We start from the raw sequence: 20,408 nt of genomic DNA on the forward strand, positions 1-20,408 counted from the left end.
CCCGGGTGGTTGAATGGAAAGCTGGAATTTTTTTGCCCGACCCACCCGATGAACGCCGCCCCGCAGGATGCCGAACCCGTCTTCATTGCCGAGGGCCTGACCAAGGTCTATGGCGAAGGCGAGACCGCCGTGCACGCGCTGCGCGGGGTGGATCTGTCCATCGTGCGCGGCGAGTTCGTGGTGTTGCTGGGGGCCTCGGGCAGTGGCAAGTCGACCCTGCTCAACATCCTGGGCGGGCTGGACAGCGCCAGCGCCGGCACGGCACGCTGGGTGCACGAAGGGGAATCGCACGAGCTCACCGGCGCCAGCGACGCCGAGCTCACACGCTACCGCCGCGAGCACGTGGGCTTCGTGTTCCAGTTCTACAACCTCATCCCCAGTCTGACCGCGCTGGAGAACGTGGCGCTGGTGACCGACCTGGCCGACGATCCGATGCCACCCGAGGAAGCGCTGGCGCTGGTGGGGCTGAGCGAACGCAGGAACCACTTCGTCTCGCAGCTCTCGGGCGGCGAGCAGCAGCGCGTGGCCATTGCGCGGGCCATCGCCAAGCGGCCCGCCGTCCTGCTGTGCGACGAGCCCACCGGCGCGCTCGACTGCGCCACCGGCGTGATGGTGCTGCAGGCCATCGAACACGTGAACCGCACGCTGGGCACGACCACGGTGGTGATCACGCACAACGCGCCGATTGCCGACATGGCCGACCGCGTGCTGCGCCTGGCCGATGGGAGCATCAAGGACGCGCGGGTCAACACACACAAGGTGGCCGCGTCCACCCTGCACTGGTGAGCCCACCATGAAGGCCCTGGACACCAAGCTCTGGCGCGATCTCAAGCGCCTGCGCGCGCAGGTGGCCACCATCGCGGTGGTGGTGGCCATCGGCGTGGCCGGCTTCGTGGGCATGTTCTCGGTGCACGAGTCGCTGCAGGGATCGCGCGACAGCTTCTACCGCGACAACCGCCTCGCCGACGTGTTCGCCAATGTCAAGCGCGCGCCCGTGCACCTGGGCACGCGGCTGGCCGCCATCCCCGGCGTGGCCGAGGTCAAGCTCGACGTGGTGATGGACGCGCAGATCGCGCTGCCCGATGCCGATGCGCCCGTGACGGGGCGCTTCATCGGCCTCGATCTGGCCCGCGTGCACGCGCAGCGACAGGGCCTCAATGCGCTCACGCTGCGCAGCGGGCGCTGGCCCGAGCGCGGCCGTGCGCTGGAGGCGGTGGTGAGCGACCGGTTTGCGGTGGCGCGAAGTCTCAAGCCCGGTGACCGGGTCAACGCCATCCTCAATGGTCGGCTGGAGCAGGTGCACCTGGTGGGCACGGCGATTTCGCCCGAGTACGTGTTTGCCTCGCGCGGTGGCGCGCCCGACGACCAGACCTTCGGCATCTGGTGGATCGACAGCGAGCGCATGGCGCACGCCTTCGATCTGCAGGGCGCGTTCAACCAGGCCGCGCTGCGGCTGGACGCGGGCGCATCACAACCTGCCGTGATCGAGCAGACCGACCGCCTGCTCGACGCCTACGGCACGCTGGGCGCGGTGGGTCGCGACAAACAGCTCTCGGCCAAGATCGTGGCCGACGAGCTCTCGCAGCTCAAGGTGATGGGCACGGTGCTGCCCTCGATCTTCCTGGCCGTGGCCATGTTCATCCTCAACGTGGTGATCAGCCGCCAGGTGGCCACGCAGCGCAGCCAGATCGCCGCGCTCAAGGCGCTGGGCTACAGCGACGGGGCCATCGCCTGGCACTACATCAAGCTCTCCATGGTGATCGCTGGCCTGGGCGTGGTGGTGGGGCTGGGCCTGAGTCTGGTCATCGGGCAACTGATGCTCGGGCTGTACGACGAGGTGTTCCGCTTCAACCACCTGGCCTACGTCACCACGCCGTGGCTGGTGGTGGCGGCCACGGCGCTGGCCTTTGCCGCCGCCGCCGCCGGCACCTGGGCCGCCATCCGCGCGGTCGTCAACCTTCGGCCCGCGCAGGCCATGCAACCCCCTGCCCCACCCCACTACCGCCAGACGCTGATCGAACGGCTGGGCCTGGGCCGACGCGTGAGCACCGGCGCGCTCATGGTCATCCGCAACTTCGAGCGCCGTCCGCTGCGCGCGGCCTTCACCGTCACCGGCATCGCGTTGTCGGTGGCGCTGCAGATCTCGGGCGCCTTCTGGCTGGACGCCATCGCCCACATCGTCGACGTGCAGTTCCGCCAGGTGCAGCAAGGCGACGTGCTGGTGAACTTCGACCGCCCGGTGCCGCTGTCGGTGGTGCAGGACCTGCAGCGCCTGCCCGGCGTGATGAGCGCTGAGCCCTACCGCAGCGAGCCGGTGCGCGTGCGCCTGCGCGGGCGGACCGACGATGCGGCGCTGATGGGCTTGATCGACGATGCGCAACTCCTGCGCGCGGTGGACGATGCGCGGGGCCACGTGGCCCTGCCCGCCAGCGGGCTGGTGATGTCGTCCCTGCTGGCCAACGCCGTGGGCGCGCGCGTGGGTGACCGCGTCGAGGTGGAGTTCCGCCTCTGGAACCAGACCCGCACCACGGTGGAGGTGGTCGACATCGTGCACACCCTGATGGGCAAGCAGGCCTTCATGAATCTGGACGCCATGAACGGATTGGCGCGCGACGGGGCCGGCGTGGCCGAGGCCGCGCTGCGGGTGGACCCGCTGGCCATGGGCGAATTCTGGGGGGCGGTCAAGCGAGCGCCGGTGATCAACGCGGTGTTCGACAAGGCCGGCTCCATGGCCAGCTTCAACGAGACCACCTCGCGCAACATGGGCGTGTTCAGCGGCATCCTCACGTTGTTTGCCGTGGCGATGGCGGTGGGCATCGTCTACAACGCCGCGCGCATCACGCTCTCGGAGCGGGCCTGGGAGCTCGCCAGCCTGCGCGTGCTGGGCATGACGCGCGCCGAGGTCTCGGTGCTGCTGCTCGGCGAACTCGGGGCCGAGCTGCTGCTGGCCCTGCCCCTGGGCGCGGTGGCGGGCTGGGCGCTGGCGTCCCTGATGATGCGGCTCATGTCCTCGGACAACATCGATTTCCCGGTGGTCATCGAACCCGCCACCTACGCCTGGGCCGCGCTGATCGTGCTGGCCGCGGGCATCGTCAGCGCCCTGATGGTGCGCCGCCAGATCGACCGGCTTGACCTGGTCGCCGTTTTGAAAGTCCGCGAATGAACAAGACCAACCACAACAACCGATGGCGCCGCTGGGCGCCCTGGGCGCTTGGAGCCCTGGTGGCCACCGCCCTCGCCTTCTGGGCCTTCCAGCCGCGCCCCTTGCTGGTGGAGGTGGCACCGGTGACCACCGGCCGTTTCGAGCAGGCCATCGAAGAAGACGGCCAGCTGCGCCTGAAGCACCGTTACCTGATCTCCGCGCCCACGCTGGCCGAGCTGGCGCGGCCCACGCTCAAGGTGGGCGATACCGTGCGCGCCGGTGACGTGGTGGCCACGCTCACGCCGGTGGCGTCGCAGATGATCGACGCCCGCACACGGCTGGTGCTGCAGCAGCGCGTGGGCAGTGCCGACGCGGCGCGGCGAGCATCGGCCGCACAACTGCAGCGGCTGCAGACCGCACTGGCCCAGGCCAGCCTGGAGGCCGAGCGGGCGCAAAAGCTCGCGCGCGACAACTTCATCGCGCCCTCCGCGCTCGACCAGAGCGTGCTGGCGCGGCGCTCCGCGCAGCAGGCGCTGGACGCCGGACGCGCCGAGCTGCGCGCGGCCGAGTTCGCGCAGGCCGAAGCCCAGGCCGCGCTGGCGCGATCGGAGCCTGGCGCGGGTGTTCGCCCAGAAGGTCTGTGGATGCTCAAGAGCCCGGTGGATGGCCAGGTCATCAAGCTGCACCTGGACAGCGCCGCCCCGGTGACCGCGGGCCAGCATCTGCTGGAGATCGGCGACACCGCAGCGGTGGAGGCGGTGATCGACGTGCTCTCCAGCGAGGTGCAGCAGATCGCGCCGGGCGCGCCCGCCCGCCTCACGCTCACCACGGGTGCGCCGGCGCTGCCCGGCCGTGTGGTGCGCATCGAGCCGGTGGCCTTCACCAAGGTGTCGGCCCTGGGTATCGAGGAGCAGCGGGTGAACGTGATCGTGGACCTGGACACGCCGGTCGCCCAGCCGCAGCGCCTGGGCGATGGCTTTCGGGTCGATGCGCGCATCACGGTGTCTTCGCAGGAAGGTGCGCTGCTCGTGCCCAGCGCAGCCCTGGTGCGCGACGGCACGGCCTGGCGGGTGTTCGTCTTCGAGGGGCAGCGCGCCGTGGCCCGCGCGGTGACGCTGCGCGAGCGCAACGCCGATGTGGCCTGGGTGAGCGACGGCCTGCGCGAGGGCGAGCAGGTGCTGCTCTACCCGGGCAGCACCATCACCGACGGCCAGGCCGTGAAGATCAGGTGACCGGCGCGGGGTTGAACAGCACCAGGGCGTTGTGCAGCTTCCAGTGTTCGGCCCAGGTCTTCTTGCGGCCGCTGGCCACGTCGAGCATGAGGCGGAACATTTCCCAGCCCACGTCTTCGATGCTGGCCGAGCCGTCGGCTATCGCGCCGGCGTTGATGTCCATCAGGTCGTGCCAGCGCCGCGCCAGGTCGCTGCGCGTGGCCACTTTGATGACCGGCACAGCCGCCAGTCCGTAAGGCGTGCCGCGCCCGGTGGTGAACACATGCAGGTTCATGCCGGCGGCCAGCTGCAGCGTGCCGCAGATGAAATCGCTCGCGGGCGTGGCGGCGTAGGTCAGGCCCTTGTGCTTGAGCTTCTCGCCGGGCGCGAGCACGTTGGAAATCGGCGCGCTGCCCGACTTCACGATCGAACCCATGGCCTTCTCCACGATGTTGGACAGGCCGCCCTTCTTGTTGCCCGGCGTGGTGTTGGCGCTGCGGTCCACGCTGCCGCGCTTCAGGTAGGCGTCGTACCAGGCCATCTCGCGCACCATGGCCTGCGCCACCTCGGGCGTGGTGGCGCGCGCGGTGAGCTGGGCGATGCCGTCGCGCACCTCGGTGGTTTCGGAAAACATCACGCTCGCGCCCGCGCGCACCAGCAGGTCGGTGCAGAAGCCCACGGCGGGGTTGGCCGTGACGCCTGAGAACGCATCGCTGCCCCCGCACTGCACGCCCACCACGAGCTCACTCGCGGGCACGGTCACGCGCCGGCGCGCGTTCAGGCGCTCCAGGTGTTCCTCGGCCTGGCGCACGATGGAGTCCACCATGCTCATGAAGCCCACGTGCGCATCGTCTTGAAGACAAACGACGTCGAGACGGGTCTCGGCGCTGGTGCCCACGTCGGCCACGTTGCGCTCGTCCACCAGCGGGATCGAGCCCGGTGGCAGCAGGCGCTCGGGCTGCAGCTTCTCGCAACCCAGGCTCACCACCATCACCTCGCCGCCGAAGTTCGGGTTCAGGCTGATGTGGCGCAGCGTGCGGATCGGGATCACCGCATCGGGCGCGTCGATGGCCACGCCGCAGCCGTAGCCGTGCTCCAGCGCCACCACGTCGTCCACGTTGGGAAAGCGCGGCAGCAGCTCGGCCTTGATGCGCTGCACCGCGAAGTCGGTGACGCCGGCCACGCACTGCACGGTCTGGGTGATGGCCAGGATGTTGCGCGTGCCGACCGAGCCGTCGGCGTTGCGGTAGCCCTCGAAGGTGTAGCCCTCCAGGGCGGGCTGCGGCTCGGGTTTGACGGTGGCCATGGGCAGGTTGTCGAGCTCGCGGGCATCGGGCATTTGCAGCAGGCGTTCGTGCACCCAGCTGCCGGCGGCAATGTCGTCCAGCGCATGGCCGATGGGCACGCCGTAACGCAGCACGACGGCGCCCTTGGGCAGATCCACCAACGCCACCTTGTGGCCTTGCGGCACCTTGTCGCGCAGCACCAGGCCGCCGGGCAGCTCGGTGCCCACGGGCAGGCCACCGTCATTGGCCACGATGGCCACGTTGTCGCGGGTGTGCATGCGGATGGTCAGCGGTGCGGCCGACCGTGCCGCATGGGGTGTTTGGAGGGCTTGTGACATCCCTGTCTCCTAAGATTGCGGGGTTCGGCGAGCGTCGGTGCCATGTCGGCATACGATCGCCATCCATTTGGTACCGGTACCATTTCAAGCCTCAATTAAGCCTCAAATGAAAGAAACCGACAACTCCCGGCGCGCCCGGCGTGGCAGCGGCGCGATCACGCTGCGCGACGTGGCCAAGCTCGCCGGCGTGGCGCCCATCACCGCCTCGCGCGTGCTCAACACGCCCGAGCAGGTGTCGGCGGAGGTGCGGCAGAAGGTGCTGGACGCGGTGCAGCGCACGGGCTATGTGCCCAACCGCATGGCCGGCGGCCTGGCTTCGTCGCGCAGCCGGCTGATTGCTGCGGTGGTGCCGAGCACGGTGATGTCGGTCTTCATGCCGACCATCGAGGCGCTCAACGACACGCTGTTCGACGCCGGCTACCAGCTCATGCTGGGCCAGTCGGGTTACTCGGCAGCGCGCGAAGAGTCGCTGCTGGAAGCCGTCATCGGCCGGCGGCCCGACGGGATCTTCCTCACCGGCATCCTGCGTCCCGGCCTGGGCCGCACGCGCCTCATGGCCTCGGGCATTCCGGTGGTGGAGACCTGGGACCTCACGCCCACGCCGATCGACATGCTGGTGGGTTTCTCGCATGCCGACATCGGCCGCGAGGTGGCGCGCTTTCTGATGGGCAAGGGCCGCCGAAAACTGGCCCTGATCCGAGCCGAAGACGAACGCGCCGACCGGCGCGCCAGCGCCTTCACCGACGCGGTGGTGCGCGCGGGCCTGGGGCCGGTGGCGGTGGTGAATGTGGGTGCTTCGCGCTCGTTGCGGAGCGGGCGCGAGGCGCTGGGCCAGCTGCTCGCGCAGGCACCCGATGTGGACGCCGTGTTCTGCAGCTCGGACCTGCTGGCGCTGGGCGTGTTGACCGAGGCGCGGGTGCGCGGCATTTCCATTCCCGAGCGGATGGCCATCATGGGCTTTGGCGACGTGCCGTTTGCCGCCGACATGGCGCCCGCGCTGAGCACCGTGCACATCAACGGCGTGGAGATCGGCCGCCTGGCGGCGCGCAGCCTGATCGATCGGGCCGAGGGGCGCGAGGTGGAGCAGCGGGTGGTGGATGTGGGGTTTTCCATCGTTGAGCGCGAGACTTCCTGAGGTTTTTTCTCCGGTGTTTTCTCCGGCGGGTCCGGTCATCGGCGACCACGGGGCACGGCTCCGCGAATGTCCCCCGGAGCCTGCGGCCCCTCCTCCTTTATTTCGCTGCGCCGTGCCCCATGGCCACCGATGACCTCCTTGGCGCTCGTCAAGACTCAATTCACGTCATTTGAGGCTCGTGAGTGAGTGGCGTTCTGCGCAGCGGCATAAAGGAGGAGGCGGCACCAGCCGCCGGGGGACAGCCGCGGAGCAGAGCGCCGCTCGCTCACGAGCCCGCGAAGGTGCAGGCATAAAAAACCACCCGACAAACGACCGTTGACGCAGAACAATGGTACCGGTACCATGCAACCCGGAAAACATTGGTACCGGTACCAATTCGCGGCGTCAACGCCACCCGATCCCACCCAAAAGGAGACATGCAATGAAGAAACTGCTTTGCGCACTTGGCGCATCCATGGTCATGAGCACGGCCATGGCCTGGCCCGACAAGACCGTCACCCTCGTGGTGCCTTTCCCACCCGGCGGTTCGACCGACCTGATCGCCCGCACGCTGCAAGGCAAGCTGCAGGAAAAACTCGGCGGCACCTTCGTGGTGGAAAACAAGGCCGGCGCCACCGGCACCATCGGCGCCACCCAGGTCGTCCGCGCCGCACCCGACGGCCACACACTCTTTGTCTCATCGCTTGGGCCCTTCGTGATCGCGCCCCACCTCATCAAGGTGCCCTACGACGCCACCAAAGACTTCGACTACATCACCGTGGCCGTGCAGGCGCCCAACGTGCTGGTCGTGCCCGCTGTCTCGCCCCACAAGACCATGGCCGACGTGATCGCCTTCCAGAAGGCCAACCCCGGCAAGATGACCTTTGCCTCGTCGGGCGCCGGCAGCAGCGACCACCTCACCGCCGAACTGTTCTGGGTGCAGACCGGCACCAGCGGCGTGCACGTGCCCTACAAAGGCGGCGGCCCGGTGATGACCGATCTGCTGGGCAACCAGGTCGATTCGTCGTTCATGAACATCAACACCGCCATGCCGCAAATCACCGCCGGCAAACTGCGCGCCCTGTCCATCACCAGCGCCACGCGCTCGCCGCTGCTGCCCAATGTGCCCACGCTGCAGGAGCTCGGCATCAAGGACGCCAACGTGTACTCATGGCAAGCCGTGGCCGCGCCCAAGGGCCTGCCCGCCGACATCAAGGCGAAGCTGCACAAGGCCATCGCTGAAACGCTCAACGACCCGACCGTCAAGCCCAAGCTGCTCGACCTCGGCTTCGAGATCGTCGCGAACACGCCCGAGCAGTTCACCTCCTTCCAGGCCGCCGAGCACGCGCGCTGGAAGAAACTCATCGAAACCCGCAATATCAAAGTGGAGTGACCCCCGCCGCGCTTCGCGCGACCCCCTTCCAGGGGGCGATGCCTGGGACCGGCGGAGCCGGATCCTCGGCATCTCTGGTGGGCGCCTTTTCGCACCGGTCGCACTATTTTTCTTCGAGTCTTTCATGCTGAATCCCGTCACTGTTTCCACCACGCCTCGCGTCACCACGCTGCGCGTCGTTCCCGTCGCAGGGCGCGACAGCATGTTGCTCAACCTGAGCGGCGCGCACGCGCCCTTCTTCACCCGCAACCTGCTCATCCTCACCGACAGCGCCGGCAACACCGGCGTGGGTGAGGTGCCGGGGGGCGAGAAGATCCGCCAGACGCTGGAAGACGCGGCCGAACTGGTGGTGGGCCAGTCGCTGGGCCACCATCAGAAGCTGCTGCAACAGCTGCACACCCGCTTTGCCGACCGTGACTCGGGCGGGCGCGGGCTGCAGACCTTTGACCTGCGCACCACCATCCATGCGGTGACTGCGGTGGAGTCGGCCTTGCTCGATTTGCTGGGCCAGCATCTGGAAGTGCCGGTGGCTGCACTGCTCGGCGAAGGCCAGCAGCGCGACGCGGTGGAGATGCTGGGCTACCTGTTTTACGTGGGCGACAAGTCGAAAACCGATCTGCCCTACGCCAGCGAGCCCGACGCCGACAACGCCTGGAGCCGCCTGCGGCATGAGAAAGCCATGACGCCCGAGGCCGTGGTGCGCCTGGCCGAGGCCGCGTATGAACGCTACGGCTTCAACGACTTCAAGCTCAAGGGCGGCGTGCTGCGCGGCGACGAGGAGGTGGACGCCGTCACCGCGCTGCACGAACGCTTCCCCGATGCCCGCGTGACGCTCGACCCCAACGGCGGCTGGCTGCTGAAAGACGCGATCCGCCTGGGCCAGCGCATGCGCGGCGTGGTGGCCTACGCCGAAGACCCGTGTGGTGCCGAAGACGGCTTCTCGGGCCGCGAGGTGATGGCCGAGTTCCGCCGCGCCACCGGCCTGCCCACGGCCACCAACATGGTGGCCACCGACTGGCGCCAGCTCACGCATGCGCTGTCGCTTCAATCGGTCGACATCCCGCTGGCCGACCCGCATTTCTGGACCATGGCCGGCAGCGTGCGCGTGGCGCAGACCTGCCGCGACTGGGGCCTGACCTGGGGTTCGCATTCCAACAACCACTTCGACGTGTCGCTGGCCATGTTCACCCACGTGGCCGCGGCCGCGCCCGGCAAGGTGACCGCCATCGACACGCACTGGATATGGCAGGACGGCCAGCGCCTCACGAAGGATCCGCTCACCATCAAAGGCGGCCACGTGCAGGTGCCCAAGTCCCCGGGCCTGGGCGTGGAGCTCGACATGGCCGAGGTGGAGAAGGCCCACCGGCTCTATCTGCAGCACGGCCTGGGTGCGCGCGACGACGCCACCGCCATGCAGCACCTGATCCCGAACTGGACCTTCAACCCCAAGCGCCCTGCGCTCGACCGATGACACCCCGCACTTGCAAGGAAGCTTCATGAGACCCAATCGCCTGCGCGAGATCTGGGCCGCCGGTGGCGCTGTCGTCAACGGCTGGCTGGCGATCCCCAACAGCTTCTCGGCCGAAACCATGGCTCACCAGGGCTGGGACTCGCTGACCATCGACCTGCAGCACGGCGTGGTGGACTACCAGGCCATGGTGACGATGCTGCAGGCCGTCAGCACCACCGAAACCGTGCCCGTGGTGCGCGTGCCCTGGCTGGAGCCCGGCATCCTCATGAAGACGCTGGACGCCGGTGCCTACGGTGTCATCTGCCCCATGGTCAACACGCGCGAAGACGCGCAGAAACTGGTGGCCTACACCCACTACGCACCGCGCGGCACACGCAGTTTCGGCCCGGTGCGCGCCCTGCTCTACGGCGGCGCCGACTATCCCCAGCACGCCAACGACACCATCGTGACCTTCGCGATGATCGAGACCGCGCAGGCGCTGGACAACCTCGACGACATCCTCTCGGTGCCTGGCCTGGACGCGATCTACATCGGCCCGTCCGACCTGTCGCTGGCGCTCGGCTGCAAGCCCACCTTCGACGACCTCGATCCCAAGGCCGCAGAGGCCGTGGAACACATCCTGGCGCGCGCCAAGGCGCACGGCCTGGTCGCCGGCATCCACAACGGCTCCACCGAGGCCGCGCTCAAACGCGTGGCCATGGGCTTCCAGTTCGTCACCGTCAGTTCCGACGCACGCCTCATGGCCGCCGGCGCACAGCAGGTGATGGCCACCATGCGCGCCAGAAATGCACCCCAAACCGAGGGCGGCTACTGAGCCTGCCCTTCTCACAAAAGGACCCTTCATGAAGATTGGATTCATCGGCCTGGGCATCATGGGCACGCCCATGGCCTTGCACCTGGCCTCGGCCGGCCACCAGCTGTACGTGCACACGCGCAGCCAGGTGCCCGAAACCATTCAGGCCGCAGGCGGCGTGCGCTGCGACAACGCCGCGGCCGTCGCGCGCGAGGCCGAGGTGGTGTTCACCATGGTGCCGGACACCCCCGACGTCGAGGCCGTGCTGTTCGGCGAGAACGGCGTGGCGCAGGGCATCGGCAAGGGCAAGGTCGTGGTCGACATGAGCTCGATCAGCCCCATGGCCACCAAGACCTTCGCGAAGAAGATCAATGAGCTCGGCGCCGACTACATCGACGCGCCGGTCTCCGGTGGCGAAGTGGGTGCCAAGGCCGGCTCGCTCACCATCATGTGCGGTGGCGACGAAGCCGTGTTCGAGCGCGTGCGCCCGCTGCTGGAGCTGATGGGCAAGAACATCACGCTGGTGGGCGGCAACGGCGACGGCCAGACCACCAAGGTGGCCAACCAGATCATCGTGGCGCTCAACATCGCCGCCGTGAGCGAGGCCCTGGTGTTCGCCAGCAAGGCCGGCGCCGACCCGGCCAAGGTGCGCCAGGCGCTCATGGGCGGGTTTGCCGCCAGCCGCATTCTGGAAGTGCACGGCGAACGCATGATCAAGCGCACCTTCAACCCGGGCTTTCGCATCAAGCTGCACCAGAAGGACCTGAACCTGGCGCTGCAGGGCGCGAAGGAAATCGGTGTGTCACTGCCGCAAACCGCGAACGCCGCGCAACTCATGCAAGCCTGCGCCGCGCACGGCATGGGTGATCTGGATCACTCGGCCCTGGTGAAGGCGCTCGAGTTGATGGCCGGGCACACCGTTTCGCCAGACTGACGCAGGCGAAACAGCCCCGGCCGAATCAGGACTTGGCCGCGGGCGCCGGTGGCGTGGTGACCACTTCGCCATCCTTCACCGGCAGCGTGGCGCCGGGCTTGAAGGAGGTTCGCACCGTGCCGTCCTTGCCGTCGAGGCGGTAGGTCACGTTGTAGCCCACCAGCTTCTGCGACTTTTCGTTCACGGTCTTGCAGCGCTGTTCGGACGTGGTCACAACGTCTTTCCGCTGCATGTTCTTCTGAACCTGGTTGCCGGCATAGCCGCCGGCGGCGGCACCCGCCAGGGTCGCCACGGTCTTGCCGGTGCCGTTGCCCACGGCGCTGCCCAGCAGGCCACCGGCCAGACCACCCACCACCGTGCCAGCAATGCGGTTCTGGTCCTTCACCGGCGCCGCGCGCTGCACCGCGACGGTTTCACAGCGCTCGCGCGGGGTCACCACGGTTTCGTTGATCTCCTTGACGGCGACCACGTCGGCGAACTTCGGCTGCGTCAGCGCCCTGTAGCCGGTGACGCCGCTGGCCCCCAGCACCACCATGGCGAGACCACCCACCGCGATACCTTTGATCATTGACTTGTCCATGTGCTCATCCTTTTGAAGTTGAGGCAATCTAACCGGCTTTGACGACCCCTGAACGACCGTGTGTGACAAAAGGTGTTTCCTCCGGGATGCCCCGCCCCATCACCCGATGTCAGCCGATGCGCATGCCGGTATGGTGGATCGTCCAGTGCTCAGGCTCGTCAACGGGCGCCGGTGGCAGGAGCCGGTCGCATTCGAGCTTTACCACCGCATAACATTCGCAGGCCCGGTCTTCCAGCCCTTGGCGGTCGAGCACCTCGATGCGACCGCGCGCATAGCGGATGAGGCCATCGCGTTGCAGTGCCAGCGCCACCAGCGTGACGCTTTCGCGGCGCACGCCGAGCTTGCTGGCCAGCAGCTCCTGCGTCATCTGCAGGCAGTTGCCCTCCACCCGGTCCAGGTTCAGCAGGATCAACCGGCAGACCTGTTGGTCGACCGAGTGGTGCCGGTTGCACAGCGCCGTCTGCGCCACCTGGGTCAGCAAGGCCTGCGTGTAGCGCAGCAGCAGTTGCATCACCGGGCCGCCCGCGTTGAGTTCGTCAATGACGACCTGGCGGTTCATCCGGTAGCCCCGCCCCGCGCTTTGCACGACCGCGCGGCCGTTCGTCGAGATGCCGCCCATCAACAGGGGCACACCCACGACGCCGTCGTTGCCCACGGTGGCGAACTCGGCACAGGCGCCGCTGGCCGTGAGGTTGAGCAATGACACGATGGCCGACGTGGGGAAGTACACGTGGTTCAGGTCACTGCCCGATTCGTACAACACCTGGCCCAGCGGCATGTCGACCAACTCCATCTGATCGGACCAGCGCTCCCAGTCGCCGGCGGGCAGCGCCGCCAGCAGATGATTGGGGGGAGCGCCCGTCGCGAACCGCTCTTGCCGCGCGCAGCAGCCGTGTGCCGACATGCCTGGGTGGGCAGGTGTGATGAATTGCGAAGGTGTGGTGAGGGCGTGCATGGAAATGTGCTCCTGAATGGCTGATGGCCTCAGTGTTCAGTACCGCACCAAGGTGGTCTGTCGGCGCGCAGGGCACAAGCCCGTAGGACGGGGCCTACACAGGGGCCCGCCGCCCGAGCACCGATGCGGGCACAATGCGCGCCTGCAGCGCCTTGCTGCGCCGCAACGAGAACCCGACCATGGACCTGCCCACCCACCAACTCACCATGACCGTGCTCATGACGCCCGACATGGCCAACTTCTCGGGCAATGTGCACGGTGGAACCATCCTCAAGCTGCTCGATCAGGTGGCCTACGCCTGCGCCAGCCGCTACGCGCGCAGCTATGTGGTCACGCTCTCGGTGGATCAGGTCATGTTCCGCCAGCCCATTCACGTGGGCGAGCTCGTGACCTTCATGGCGTCGGTGAACCACACCGGTACCTCGTCCATGGAGATCGGCATCAAGGTGGTGACCGAGCACATCCGCAACCAGGTGGTGCGCCACGCCAACAGCTGCTTCTTCACGATGGTGGCGGTGGGCGACGACGGCAAGCCGGTGGCGGTGCCACCCCTGCAACCCGACACCCCCGACGAACGCCGCCGCCACGCCGCCGCCCAGGTGCGCAAACAACTGCGCCAGGAATTTGCCAGCCGCTTCGACGAACTGCGCACCACCTCGGGCTGAGCGAACTCAGCGGGTGACCGGCCGCTTCGCCTCTCGTCGACGCATCAGCCGGTAGGCCACCGGCACCACCAGCAGCGAGAGCAGCGGCGCGCTGATCATGCCGCCGATCATGGGCGCGGCGATGCGCTGCATCACCTCGCTGCCGGTGCCCATGCCCCAGAACAGCGGCAGCAAACCGGCCACGATGGTGGCCACCGTCATGGCCTTGGGCCGCACGCGCAGCACCGCACCTTCACGGATGGCCTCCAGCAACGAGGGCTCGTCGGTGCGCCCGGCGTCCAGCCGCTCCTGCCAGGCCTGCTTGAGGTAGATCAGCATGATCACGCCGAACTCGGCCGCCACACCCGCCAGTGCAATGAAGCCCACCACACTGGCCACCGACAGGTTGTGCCCGAGCAGCCACAGAAACCATACACCGCCCACCAGCGCGAACGGCAGCGTGGCCATGATCAGCAGCGCCTCGTCGAAGCGGCGGAAGATCAGGTACAGCAGCACGAAGATGATGAGCAGCGTGACCGGCACCACCAGCTTGAGCTTGGCGGTGGCGCGCTCCAGAAATTCGAACTGCCCCGACCACGACACCGAGTACCCCGCCGGCAGCTCCACCCGCTCGGCCACCGCGCGCTGCATGTCCAGCACCGCGCCGCGCAGGTCGCGCCCGCGGATGTCCACGTACACAAAGCCGGCCAGGCGCGCGTTTTCGCTGCGCAGCATGGGCGGCCCGTCGGTGATGCGCAGGTCGGCCACGTCGGAGAGCACCAGGCGCTGGCCACCGGGCGCCACGATGGGCAGCGCGCGCAGCTCGGGCAGCGAATCGCGCAGCTCGCGTGGGTAACGCAGGTTGATCGGAAAGCGCTGCAGACCCTCCACCGTCTCGCCGATGTTCATGCCGCCCACGCTGCCGGCCACGATGTCCTGCACGTCGGCGATGTTCAGGCCGTAGCGCGCCGCGTCACTGCGGCGGATGTCCACGTCGATGTAGCGCCCGCCCGTGAGGCGTTCGGCCAGCGCGCTGCTCACCCCGGGCACGTCCTTCACCGCGCGCTCGATCTCGCCGGTCAGGCGATCGATGGTGGCCAGGTCGGGCCCGGCCACCTTCACACCCACGGGGCTCTTGATGCCGGTGGCCAGCATGTCGATGCGGTTGCGGATCGGTGGCACCCAGATGTTGGACAGGCCCGGCACGCGCACGGTGCGGTCGAGCTCTTCGATCAGCGCCTCGGGCGTGAGGCCGGCGCGCCATTCCTGGCGCGGCTTGAACTGGATCGTGGTCTCGAACATCTCCAGCGGCGCCGGGTCGGTCGCGGTCTCGGCGCGCCCGGCCTTGCCGTACACGCTCTGCACCTCGGGGATGGTCTTGATCAGGCGGTCGGTCTGCTGCAACAGCTCGGCTGCCTTGGCGGCGGACAAGCCGGGCAGTGCCGTGGGCATGTAGAGCAGATCGCCTTCGTCCAGCGGCGGCATGAACTCGCTGCCGATGTGTTTGAGCGGCCACAGGCTGGCCAGCAGCACCAGGACCGCCACCACCAGCGTGAGCCTGGGCGCCTTCAGCACCGCTTCGAGCACCGGGCGGTACAGCGCCATGAGCGCGCGGTTCAGCGGGTTGGCGGTCTCGGCCGGGATGCGCCCGCGAATCAGGTAACCCATGAGCACCGGGATCAGCGTGACAGCCAGACCGGCGGAGGCCGCCATGGCGTAGGTCTTGGTGAAGGCCAGCGGCGCGAACAGCCGGCCCTCTTGCGCCTCCAGCGTGAACACCGGAATGAAACTCAGCGTGATGATGAGCAGCGAGAAGAACAGCGCCGGGCCGACCTCGGCCGCGGCGTCGCCGATCACGCGCCAGCGCGGCTCGCCCTGCAGCGTTTCGCCGGGGTGCTGGTGTGCCCAGCGTTCCAGGTGCTTGTGGGCGTTTTCGATCATCACAATGGCCGCGTCCACCATGGCGCCGATGGCAATGGCGATGCCGCCGAGCGACATCACATTGGCGTTGATGCCCTGCTGCTGCATCACGATGAAGGCCATCAACACGCCCAGCGGCAGCGAGATGCTGGCCACCAGCGCGCTGCGCAGGTGAAACAGGAAGGCCAGGCAGACCAGCGCCACCACGATGAACTCCTCCAGCAGCTTCTCGCCCAGGTTCTTCACCGCGCGCTCGATCAGGCCCGAGCGGTCGTACACCGGCACGATCTCCACGCCCGCCGGCAGGCTGCGCTGCAGCTCGGCCAGCCGTGTCTTCACCGCCGCGATGGTCTGCAGCGCGTTCTTGCCCGAGCGCATCACCACCACGCCCCCCACGGCCTCACCCTCGCCGTTGAGCTCCCCGATGCCGCGCCGCATCTCGGGCCCGGTCTGCACCCGCGCGACGTCGCCCAGGCGCACCGACACACCGGCGCTGCTGGTGATCAGCGGAATGGCGCGGAAGTCGTCCAGCGTCTTCAGGTAGCCGCTGGCGCGCACCGCGTACTCGGCCTCGCCCAGCTCCAGCACCGAACCACCGGCCTCCTGGTTGCCACGCGCCACCGCCTCGGCCACCATGGCCTGCGTCACGCGGTAGGCGGCCATCTTGTCGGGGTCGAGCACGATCTGGTATTGCTTGACCATGCCGCCCACGCTGGCGACCTCGGCCACGTCGGGCACGGTCTTGAGCTCGAAGCGCACGAACCAGTCCTGCAGGGCGCGCAGCTGGGCCACGTCCTGCTGGCCGGTGCGGTCGACCAGCGCGTACTGGTAGATCCAGCCCACGCCGGTGGCGTCGGGACCGATGGATGAGGAGGCGCCGCGCGGCAGGCGCGCCTGCACCTGGTTGAGGTACTCCAGCACGCGCGAGCGCGCCCAGTACGGATCCACCTCGTCTTCAAACAGCACATAGACGAAGCTGTCGCCGAACATCGAGAAGCCACGCACCGCGCGCGCGCCCGGCACCGAGAGCATGGTGGTGGTCAGCGGGTAGGTGACCTGGTTCTCCACGATCTGCGGTGCCTGCCCCGGCCAGGTGGTGCGGATGATGACCTGCGTGTCGGACAGGTCGGGCAGCGCGTCCAGCGGCGTGCGCTGCAGGGCCACCACGCCCCAGGCGCTCAGCAGCGCGGTGGCCAGCAGCACGAGGAAGCGGTTGGCAATGCTCCAGCGGATCAGGCCGGCGATCATTGGCGAGGCTCCGGTGCCACGCGCTGCAGGCGGGTGATGCGCGGCACCTCGCCCTCCTGCATTTCAAACTCGATCTGCAGCCGGTCGCCGGCTTCCAGGTCGCGTGGCTGATGCGCTTTCGGTGGCAGCTTGAAATCCATCTGCATCTGCGGCCACTTCAGTGCCGCAATGGGCGGATGCGTGAGCGTGACCGTGTCACCGCTGAGCGCGTCGATCACCGCGTCGGTGGTGTAGCGCGGTGCGGTGGACGCGGGGGTTTGGTTCAGACGTGCTTCGAGCCCGCGCAGGCTGGCCTCGGAGTCGATCAGGAACTGCCCCGAGCGCACCACGCGCTGACCCATCTGCAGACCGGCGCTGATCTCGGTCTGGCCGCCCACCTCCAGGCCCGCGGTGACTTCCACCGGGCGGAAGCGCCCGCCGTCCTCGGCCACCATCACCACGGTGCGCCGCCCGGTGTGGATCACCGCATCGCTGGGCACCAGCAAGGTGGTCGCGGCTTTCGGGCGGTCCAGCCGCATGCTCACCAGCATGCCCGGCACCAGCCGCCCCTGCGGGTTGGCCAGCTCGACCCGCGCGCGGAGGGTGCGCGTGACCGCGTCCACCTCGGGCAGCAAGGCCTGCACCTGGCCCTCGAAGGTCTGACCCGGCGCGCCGGGGCTGGTGGTGCGCACCCGCGCACCCGGCTGCAGCAGCGCGGCCTGGCTTTCGGGCACCGCCCCCTCGGCCCACACGGTGCGTGTGCCCTGCAGGCGCATCAGCGTCATGCCCGGCATCGCGGTGGCGCCCTCACGCACCATGAGTTCGCTCACGATGCCGGCGATGGGCGCGGTGAGCGTGAAGCGCGGCTGCACCACGCCCGATGCCACCACACGCGCGATGTGCGCGGGCGTCATGCCGGCCTGGCGCATGCGCTGGCGCGCGGCCTCCTGCAGCGCGTCGAAGCCCTCGCCGCTCAGGCGCGCCAGCGCCAGGTATTCCTCTTGAGCGGCCACCCAGTCGGGCACGTACAGCTCGGCCAGCGGCGCGCCGGCGGCCACGCGGTCCAGCGCCGCTTTCACATGCAGCTTCTCCACAAAACCCATGGCGCGCGAACTCAGCACCATCTGCTCGCGTTCGTTCCAGGCCACGTTGCCCACCGCCGTCACCTCCGACACCAGCGAGCCCTCCACCACCGGCGCGGTGCGCAGGCCCAGGTTCTGCTGGATGCGTGGACTCACCGTGACGCTGCCGGCATCCGCCGCATCGCTGCCGGCGTAGCGCGGCACCAGCATCATGTCCATGAAGGGCGACTTGGCCGGCGCGTCGAAGTTCTTGCCCGGCACCATGGGGTCGTGGTAGTTCAGGATGCGCCGGCCCGTGACCGGGTCCACGTCGCCAGCCTTGAGCGAATCGCGGATGTGGCGGCGCGTGGCTTCTTCGCCTTGCGGGATGGTCCACAGCGACGGATCGTCGGTGGCGCTGACGCTGGCGGTATTGGCCGCCGCTGGCTGTGGCGCCGGCGCGGTGCGATCCATGCCCTGCTGCATGCCCAGCCACCAGGCGCCAGCACCCACGCCGACGAGCGCGGCCACGGCAACGAGGGCGATGAGGCTTGTTGTCTTGTTCATGGCTTCACTCCAGTCGCGGTGTCGGGGAACAGGTATTCGAGCTGCGCCCACAGGCCGGCGGTGTCGCGCTCCAGCGCCAGGCACTCCAGGGCCAGGTTCAGTGCATCGCGGCGCGCCTGCAGCACGGCGCCCAGGCCTTCGCGCCCGCCCCGGTAGGCAGCCAGCGCCGCATCGACCCGCCGCGCGGCCAGGGGCTGGCGTTGCGCATCCAGGAAGGCCAGGCGGTCCAGCCCGGCCTGCCATTCCTGCCGCCAGCGCTGCACCTGCAGCGCCCGCTCGCGGGTCCGCTCCTCGCGCTCGGCCTCCAGTTCGTTCACACGCGACAGGCGCGCGGCGAGTTCGCGTTGCTGGCGCTGCGGCTTGTCCCACTGCAGCGGCACCGACACGCCGATCGACACCATGTTGGAGAACTGCGAGCCGCGCTGGCTGAACATGATCTCGGTGCTCCAGTCGGGCTGGAGCTCCTGGCGGGCCACCTCGGCCTCGGCTCGGGCCACGGCCTCGCGGGCCTGCAGCGCGGCGAGGTCGGGCAGGCGGTCCCACGCGGCGATCGCCGTCGGGCTGCTCTGGAAGGGTGGTGCATCGGCCAGTGGCTGGTCGGGCGTCCCCCCGGTGAAGCGCGCCAATGTCAGGCGTGCGTTGGCGCGTTCGGCCTGCGCGCCGATCAAGCCCTGCTCCAGCTGCGCCAGCGCCTCACGCGCGCTCAGCGCATCGGCCGTGGAGCCGCGGCCACCGCGAAGAGACGCATCAAGGGTTTGCACCAGCACTCGCGCCTCCGTGATCTGCGCCTGCAGCAACAGCCAGCGCTGCTCCTGCAGGCGGCGCTCCAGCCAGGCCTGCGCCACCTCGGTCTGCAGCAGGGCCAGCCGTTGCGCGCGTTCGCTCAGCGCCGCCTCGGCCTCTCGCTCGAAGCGCTCGCCCCGCGCGCGGCGCTTGTCCGCATTCGGCCATGTCTGCATGAGCGCAATGGAGCGCATGGTCATGAAGTCGCGCGTGGTGCTGAATCGCTCGGGGCCGTCCACCGGCAGGTTGTCCAGCGAGAGGCGCAGCACCGGGTCGGGCCGCTGCGCGGCGGCCACCGCCATCTCGCGTGCGCCCTGCGCGGCGGCGCTCGAGGCGTCAAGACTGCGCGAGCGCGCCAGGGCCGCGTGCACCGCGGCACTCAGGCTCAAGGGTTCGTCAGCGGCGGCGGGTGTGATCACCGCCAGCAGGCCAGCGAAGGCCAGCACGGCGCGTGCGAGAAAAAGTGAAGGGTGTTCCATGTCTGAGCTCCGGAGCAGGCACGCCCGGGCGCAAAAGCCCTGGCAGCGTGCGACAGCAGCACCACCGGCGGGCGGGCTGCGCTGTGCGGGGGATCAGACGGAAGTGGGTGGGCGCCAGAGGCGCGAAGTCGCGCCCGGAGGAAGACTTCGCCAGGCGGGCGCTTGAGGGTCCTGGGTGACAGGCGTCTGGACCACGAGCGATGGGAAAGACGACAAGCCTGCTGCAGGCGCGGCGCAGCTCTGGGCACTCTTGCAGGGTTGGCCGGTGCGATCGAAGGTGGCAAGGTCGTTGCAGCAGTCCTCCATGGCTTGAACCAAGGTCTCTGCCGTCTCGCCGGCTTCATCCTCCATGGCCATCATGTCCTGCATCGGGCATGGTGAGGCCGTGACCTGCAATGACGCAAAGCCCTGCAGGGGCATGAGCAGACACAGGAGGAGGATGAACACGCGGCGCATGGCTGGATTCTATGGCGCGCAGGCCGACCGCGCTTCTTCACAGCGGAGTGATCG

Annotated in this window: 16 protein-coding genes; 9 read left to right on the forward strand and 7 right to left on the reverse strand. The window is 68.7% G+C overall.

The features are described from left to right. Positions 1-48: 48 nt before the first annotated feature. From V6M63_RS23795 to V6M63_RS23805, 3 genes are read left to right on the forward strand one after another with little or no spacing between them, the layout of a single operon-like run. Positions 49-786: an ABC transporter ATP-binding protein gene (locus tag V6M63_RS23795; RefSeq protein ID WP_332745960.1), complete on the forward strand. Its 738-nt coding sequence runs from the start codon at positions 49-51 to the stop codon at positions 784-786. Between the two features lie 7 nt (positions 787-793). After that, complete coding sequence (locus V6M63_RS23800) at positions 794-3,163, forward strand: ABC transporter permease (RefSeq protein WP_332745962.1); 2,370 nt, start codon at positions 794-796, stop codon at positions 3,161-3,163. Further along, positions 3,160-4,374, forward strand: a complete 1,215-nt coding sequence (locus V6M63_RS23805) for an efflux RND transporter periplasmic adaptor subunit (protein ID WP_332745964.1) — start codon at positions 3,160-3,162, stop codon at positions 4,372-4,374. The genes V6M63_RS23800 and V6M63_RS23805 overlap by 4 nt, the downstream gene beginning before the upstream one ends. On the opposite strand, the gene garD is transcribed toward V6M63_RS23805, so the two are convergent. Beyond that, positions 4,367-5,977: a galactarate dehydratase gene (garD, locus tag V6M63_RS23810; RefSeq protein ID WP_332745966.1), complete on the reverse strand. Its 1,611-nt coding sequence runs from the start codon at positions 5,975-5,977 to the stop codon at positions 4,367-4,369. The genes V6M63_RS23805 and garD overlap by 8 nt on opposite strands. 106 nt (positions 5,978-6,083) lie before the next feature. Here garD and V6M63_RS23815 point away from each other — a divergent pair, with 106 nt between their 5' ends. From V6M63_RS23815 to glxR, 5 genes are all read left to right on the forward strand, one after another. Further along, positions 6,084-7,112 (forward strand): LacI family DNA-binding transcriptional regulator, encoded by a 1,029-nt coding sequence (locus V6M63_RS23815; protein WP_332745967.1) that lies wholly within the window; start codon positions 6,084-6,086, stop codon positions 7,110-7,112. Between the two features lie 421 nt (positions 7,113-7,533). After that, positions 7,534-8,484 (forward strand): Bug family tripartite tricarboxylate transporter substrate binding protein, encoded by a 951-nt coding sequence (locus tag V6M63_RS23820; protein WP_332745969.1) that lies wholly within the window; start codon positions 7,534-7,536, stop codon positions 8,482-8,484. A gap of 124 nt (positions 8,485-8,608) precedes the next feature. Then, complete coding sequence (gene gudD / locus V6M63_RS23825) at positions 8,609-9,955, forward strand: glucarate dehydratase (protein WP_332745971.1); 1,347 nt, start codon at positions 8,609-8,611, stop codon at positions 9,953-9,955. 25 nt (positions 9,956-9,980) lie between these two features. Further along, the gene (locus V6M63_RS23830; protein WP_332745973.1) at positions 9,981-10,769 is read left to right on the forward strand and encodes an HpcH/HpaI aldolase family protein; all 789 of its coding nucleotides are present in this window, start codon (positions 9,981-9,983) and stop codon (positions 10,767-10,769) included. 28 nt (positions 10,770-10,797) lie between these two features. Next, positions 10,798-11,682, forward strand: a complete 885-nt coding sequence (glxR, locus tag V6M63_RS23835) for a 2-hydroxy-3-oxopropionate reductase (protein ID WP_332745975.1) — start codon at positions 10,798-10,800, stop codon at positions 11,680-11,682. A 25-nt stretch (positions 11,683-11,707) separates the two neighbouring features. Here glxR and V6M63_RS23840 read toward each other — a convergent pair whose 3' ends face one another. Both V6M63_RS23840 and V6M63_RS23845 read right to left on the reverse strand, forming a co-directional pair. Next, positions 11,708-12,262, reverse strand: coding sequence for a glycine zipper 2TM domain-containing protein (locus V6M63_RS23840; RefSeq protein ID WP_332745977.1), 555 nt, complete (start codon positions 12,260-12,262; stop codon positions 11,708-11,710). Between the two features lie 109 nt (positions 12,263-12,371). Further along, on the reverse strand, positions 12,372-13,166 hold the full coding sequence (locus V6M63_RS23845) for a Crp/Fnr family transcriptional regulator (RefSeq protein ID WP_332746000.1): 795 nt from the start codon (positions 13,164-13,166) through the stop codon (positions 12,372-12,374). A 230-nt stretch (positions 13,167-13,396) separates the two neighbouring features. Here V6M63_RS23845 and V6M63_RS23850 point away from each other — a divergent pair, with 230 nt between their 5' ends. Next, complete coding sequence (locus tag V6M63_RS23850; protein WP_332746001.1) at positions 13,397-13,882, forward strand: acyl-CoA thioesterase; 486 nt, start codon at positions 13,397-13,399, stop codon at positions 13,880-13,882. Between the two features lie 6 nt (positions 13,883-13,888). Here the strand turns inward: V6M63_RS23850 and V6M63_RS23855 are convergent, their stop codons facing one another. The 4 genes from V6M63_RS23855 to V6M63_RS23870 form a co-directional block, all read right to left on the reverse strand. Further along, entirely contained in the window at positions 13,889-17,029 is a 3,141-nt protein-coding gene (locus tag V6M63_RS23855; RefSeq protein ID WP_332745979.1) for an efflux RND transporter permease subunit, read from the reverse strand. Then, a complete protein-coding gene (locus V6M63_RS23860; protein WP_332745980.1) occupies positions 17,026-18,636 on the reverse strand; it encodes an efflux RND transporter periplasmic adaptor subunit in 1,611 nt (536 codons plus the stop codon). Before V6M63_RS23860 ends, V6M63_RS23855 begins: the two co-directional genes overlap by 4 nt. Next, a complete protein-coding gene (locus tag V6M63_RS23865; RefSeq protein WP_332745982.1) occupies positions 18,633-19,898 on the reverse strand; it encodes a TolC family protein in 1,266 nt (421 codons plus the stop codon). The genes V6M63_RS23860 and V6M63_RS23865 overlap by 4 nt, the downstream gene beginning before the upstream one ends. A 93-nt stretch (positions 19,899-19,991) precedes the next feature. After that, on the reverse strand, positions 19,992-20,354 hold the full coding sequence (locus V6M63_RS23870) for a hypothetical protein (protein ID WP_332745984.1): 363 nt from the start codon (positions 20,352-20,354) through the stop codon (positions 19,992-19,994). Between the last annotated feature and the right edge of the window lie 54 nt (positions 20,355-20,408).

The sequence above is a fragment of the Hydrogenophaga sp. genome (assembly GCF_036675665.1).
Lineage (GTDB): Bacteria > Pseudomonadota > Gammaproteobacteria > Burkholderiales > Burkholderiaceae_C > Hydrogenophaga.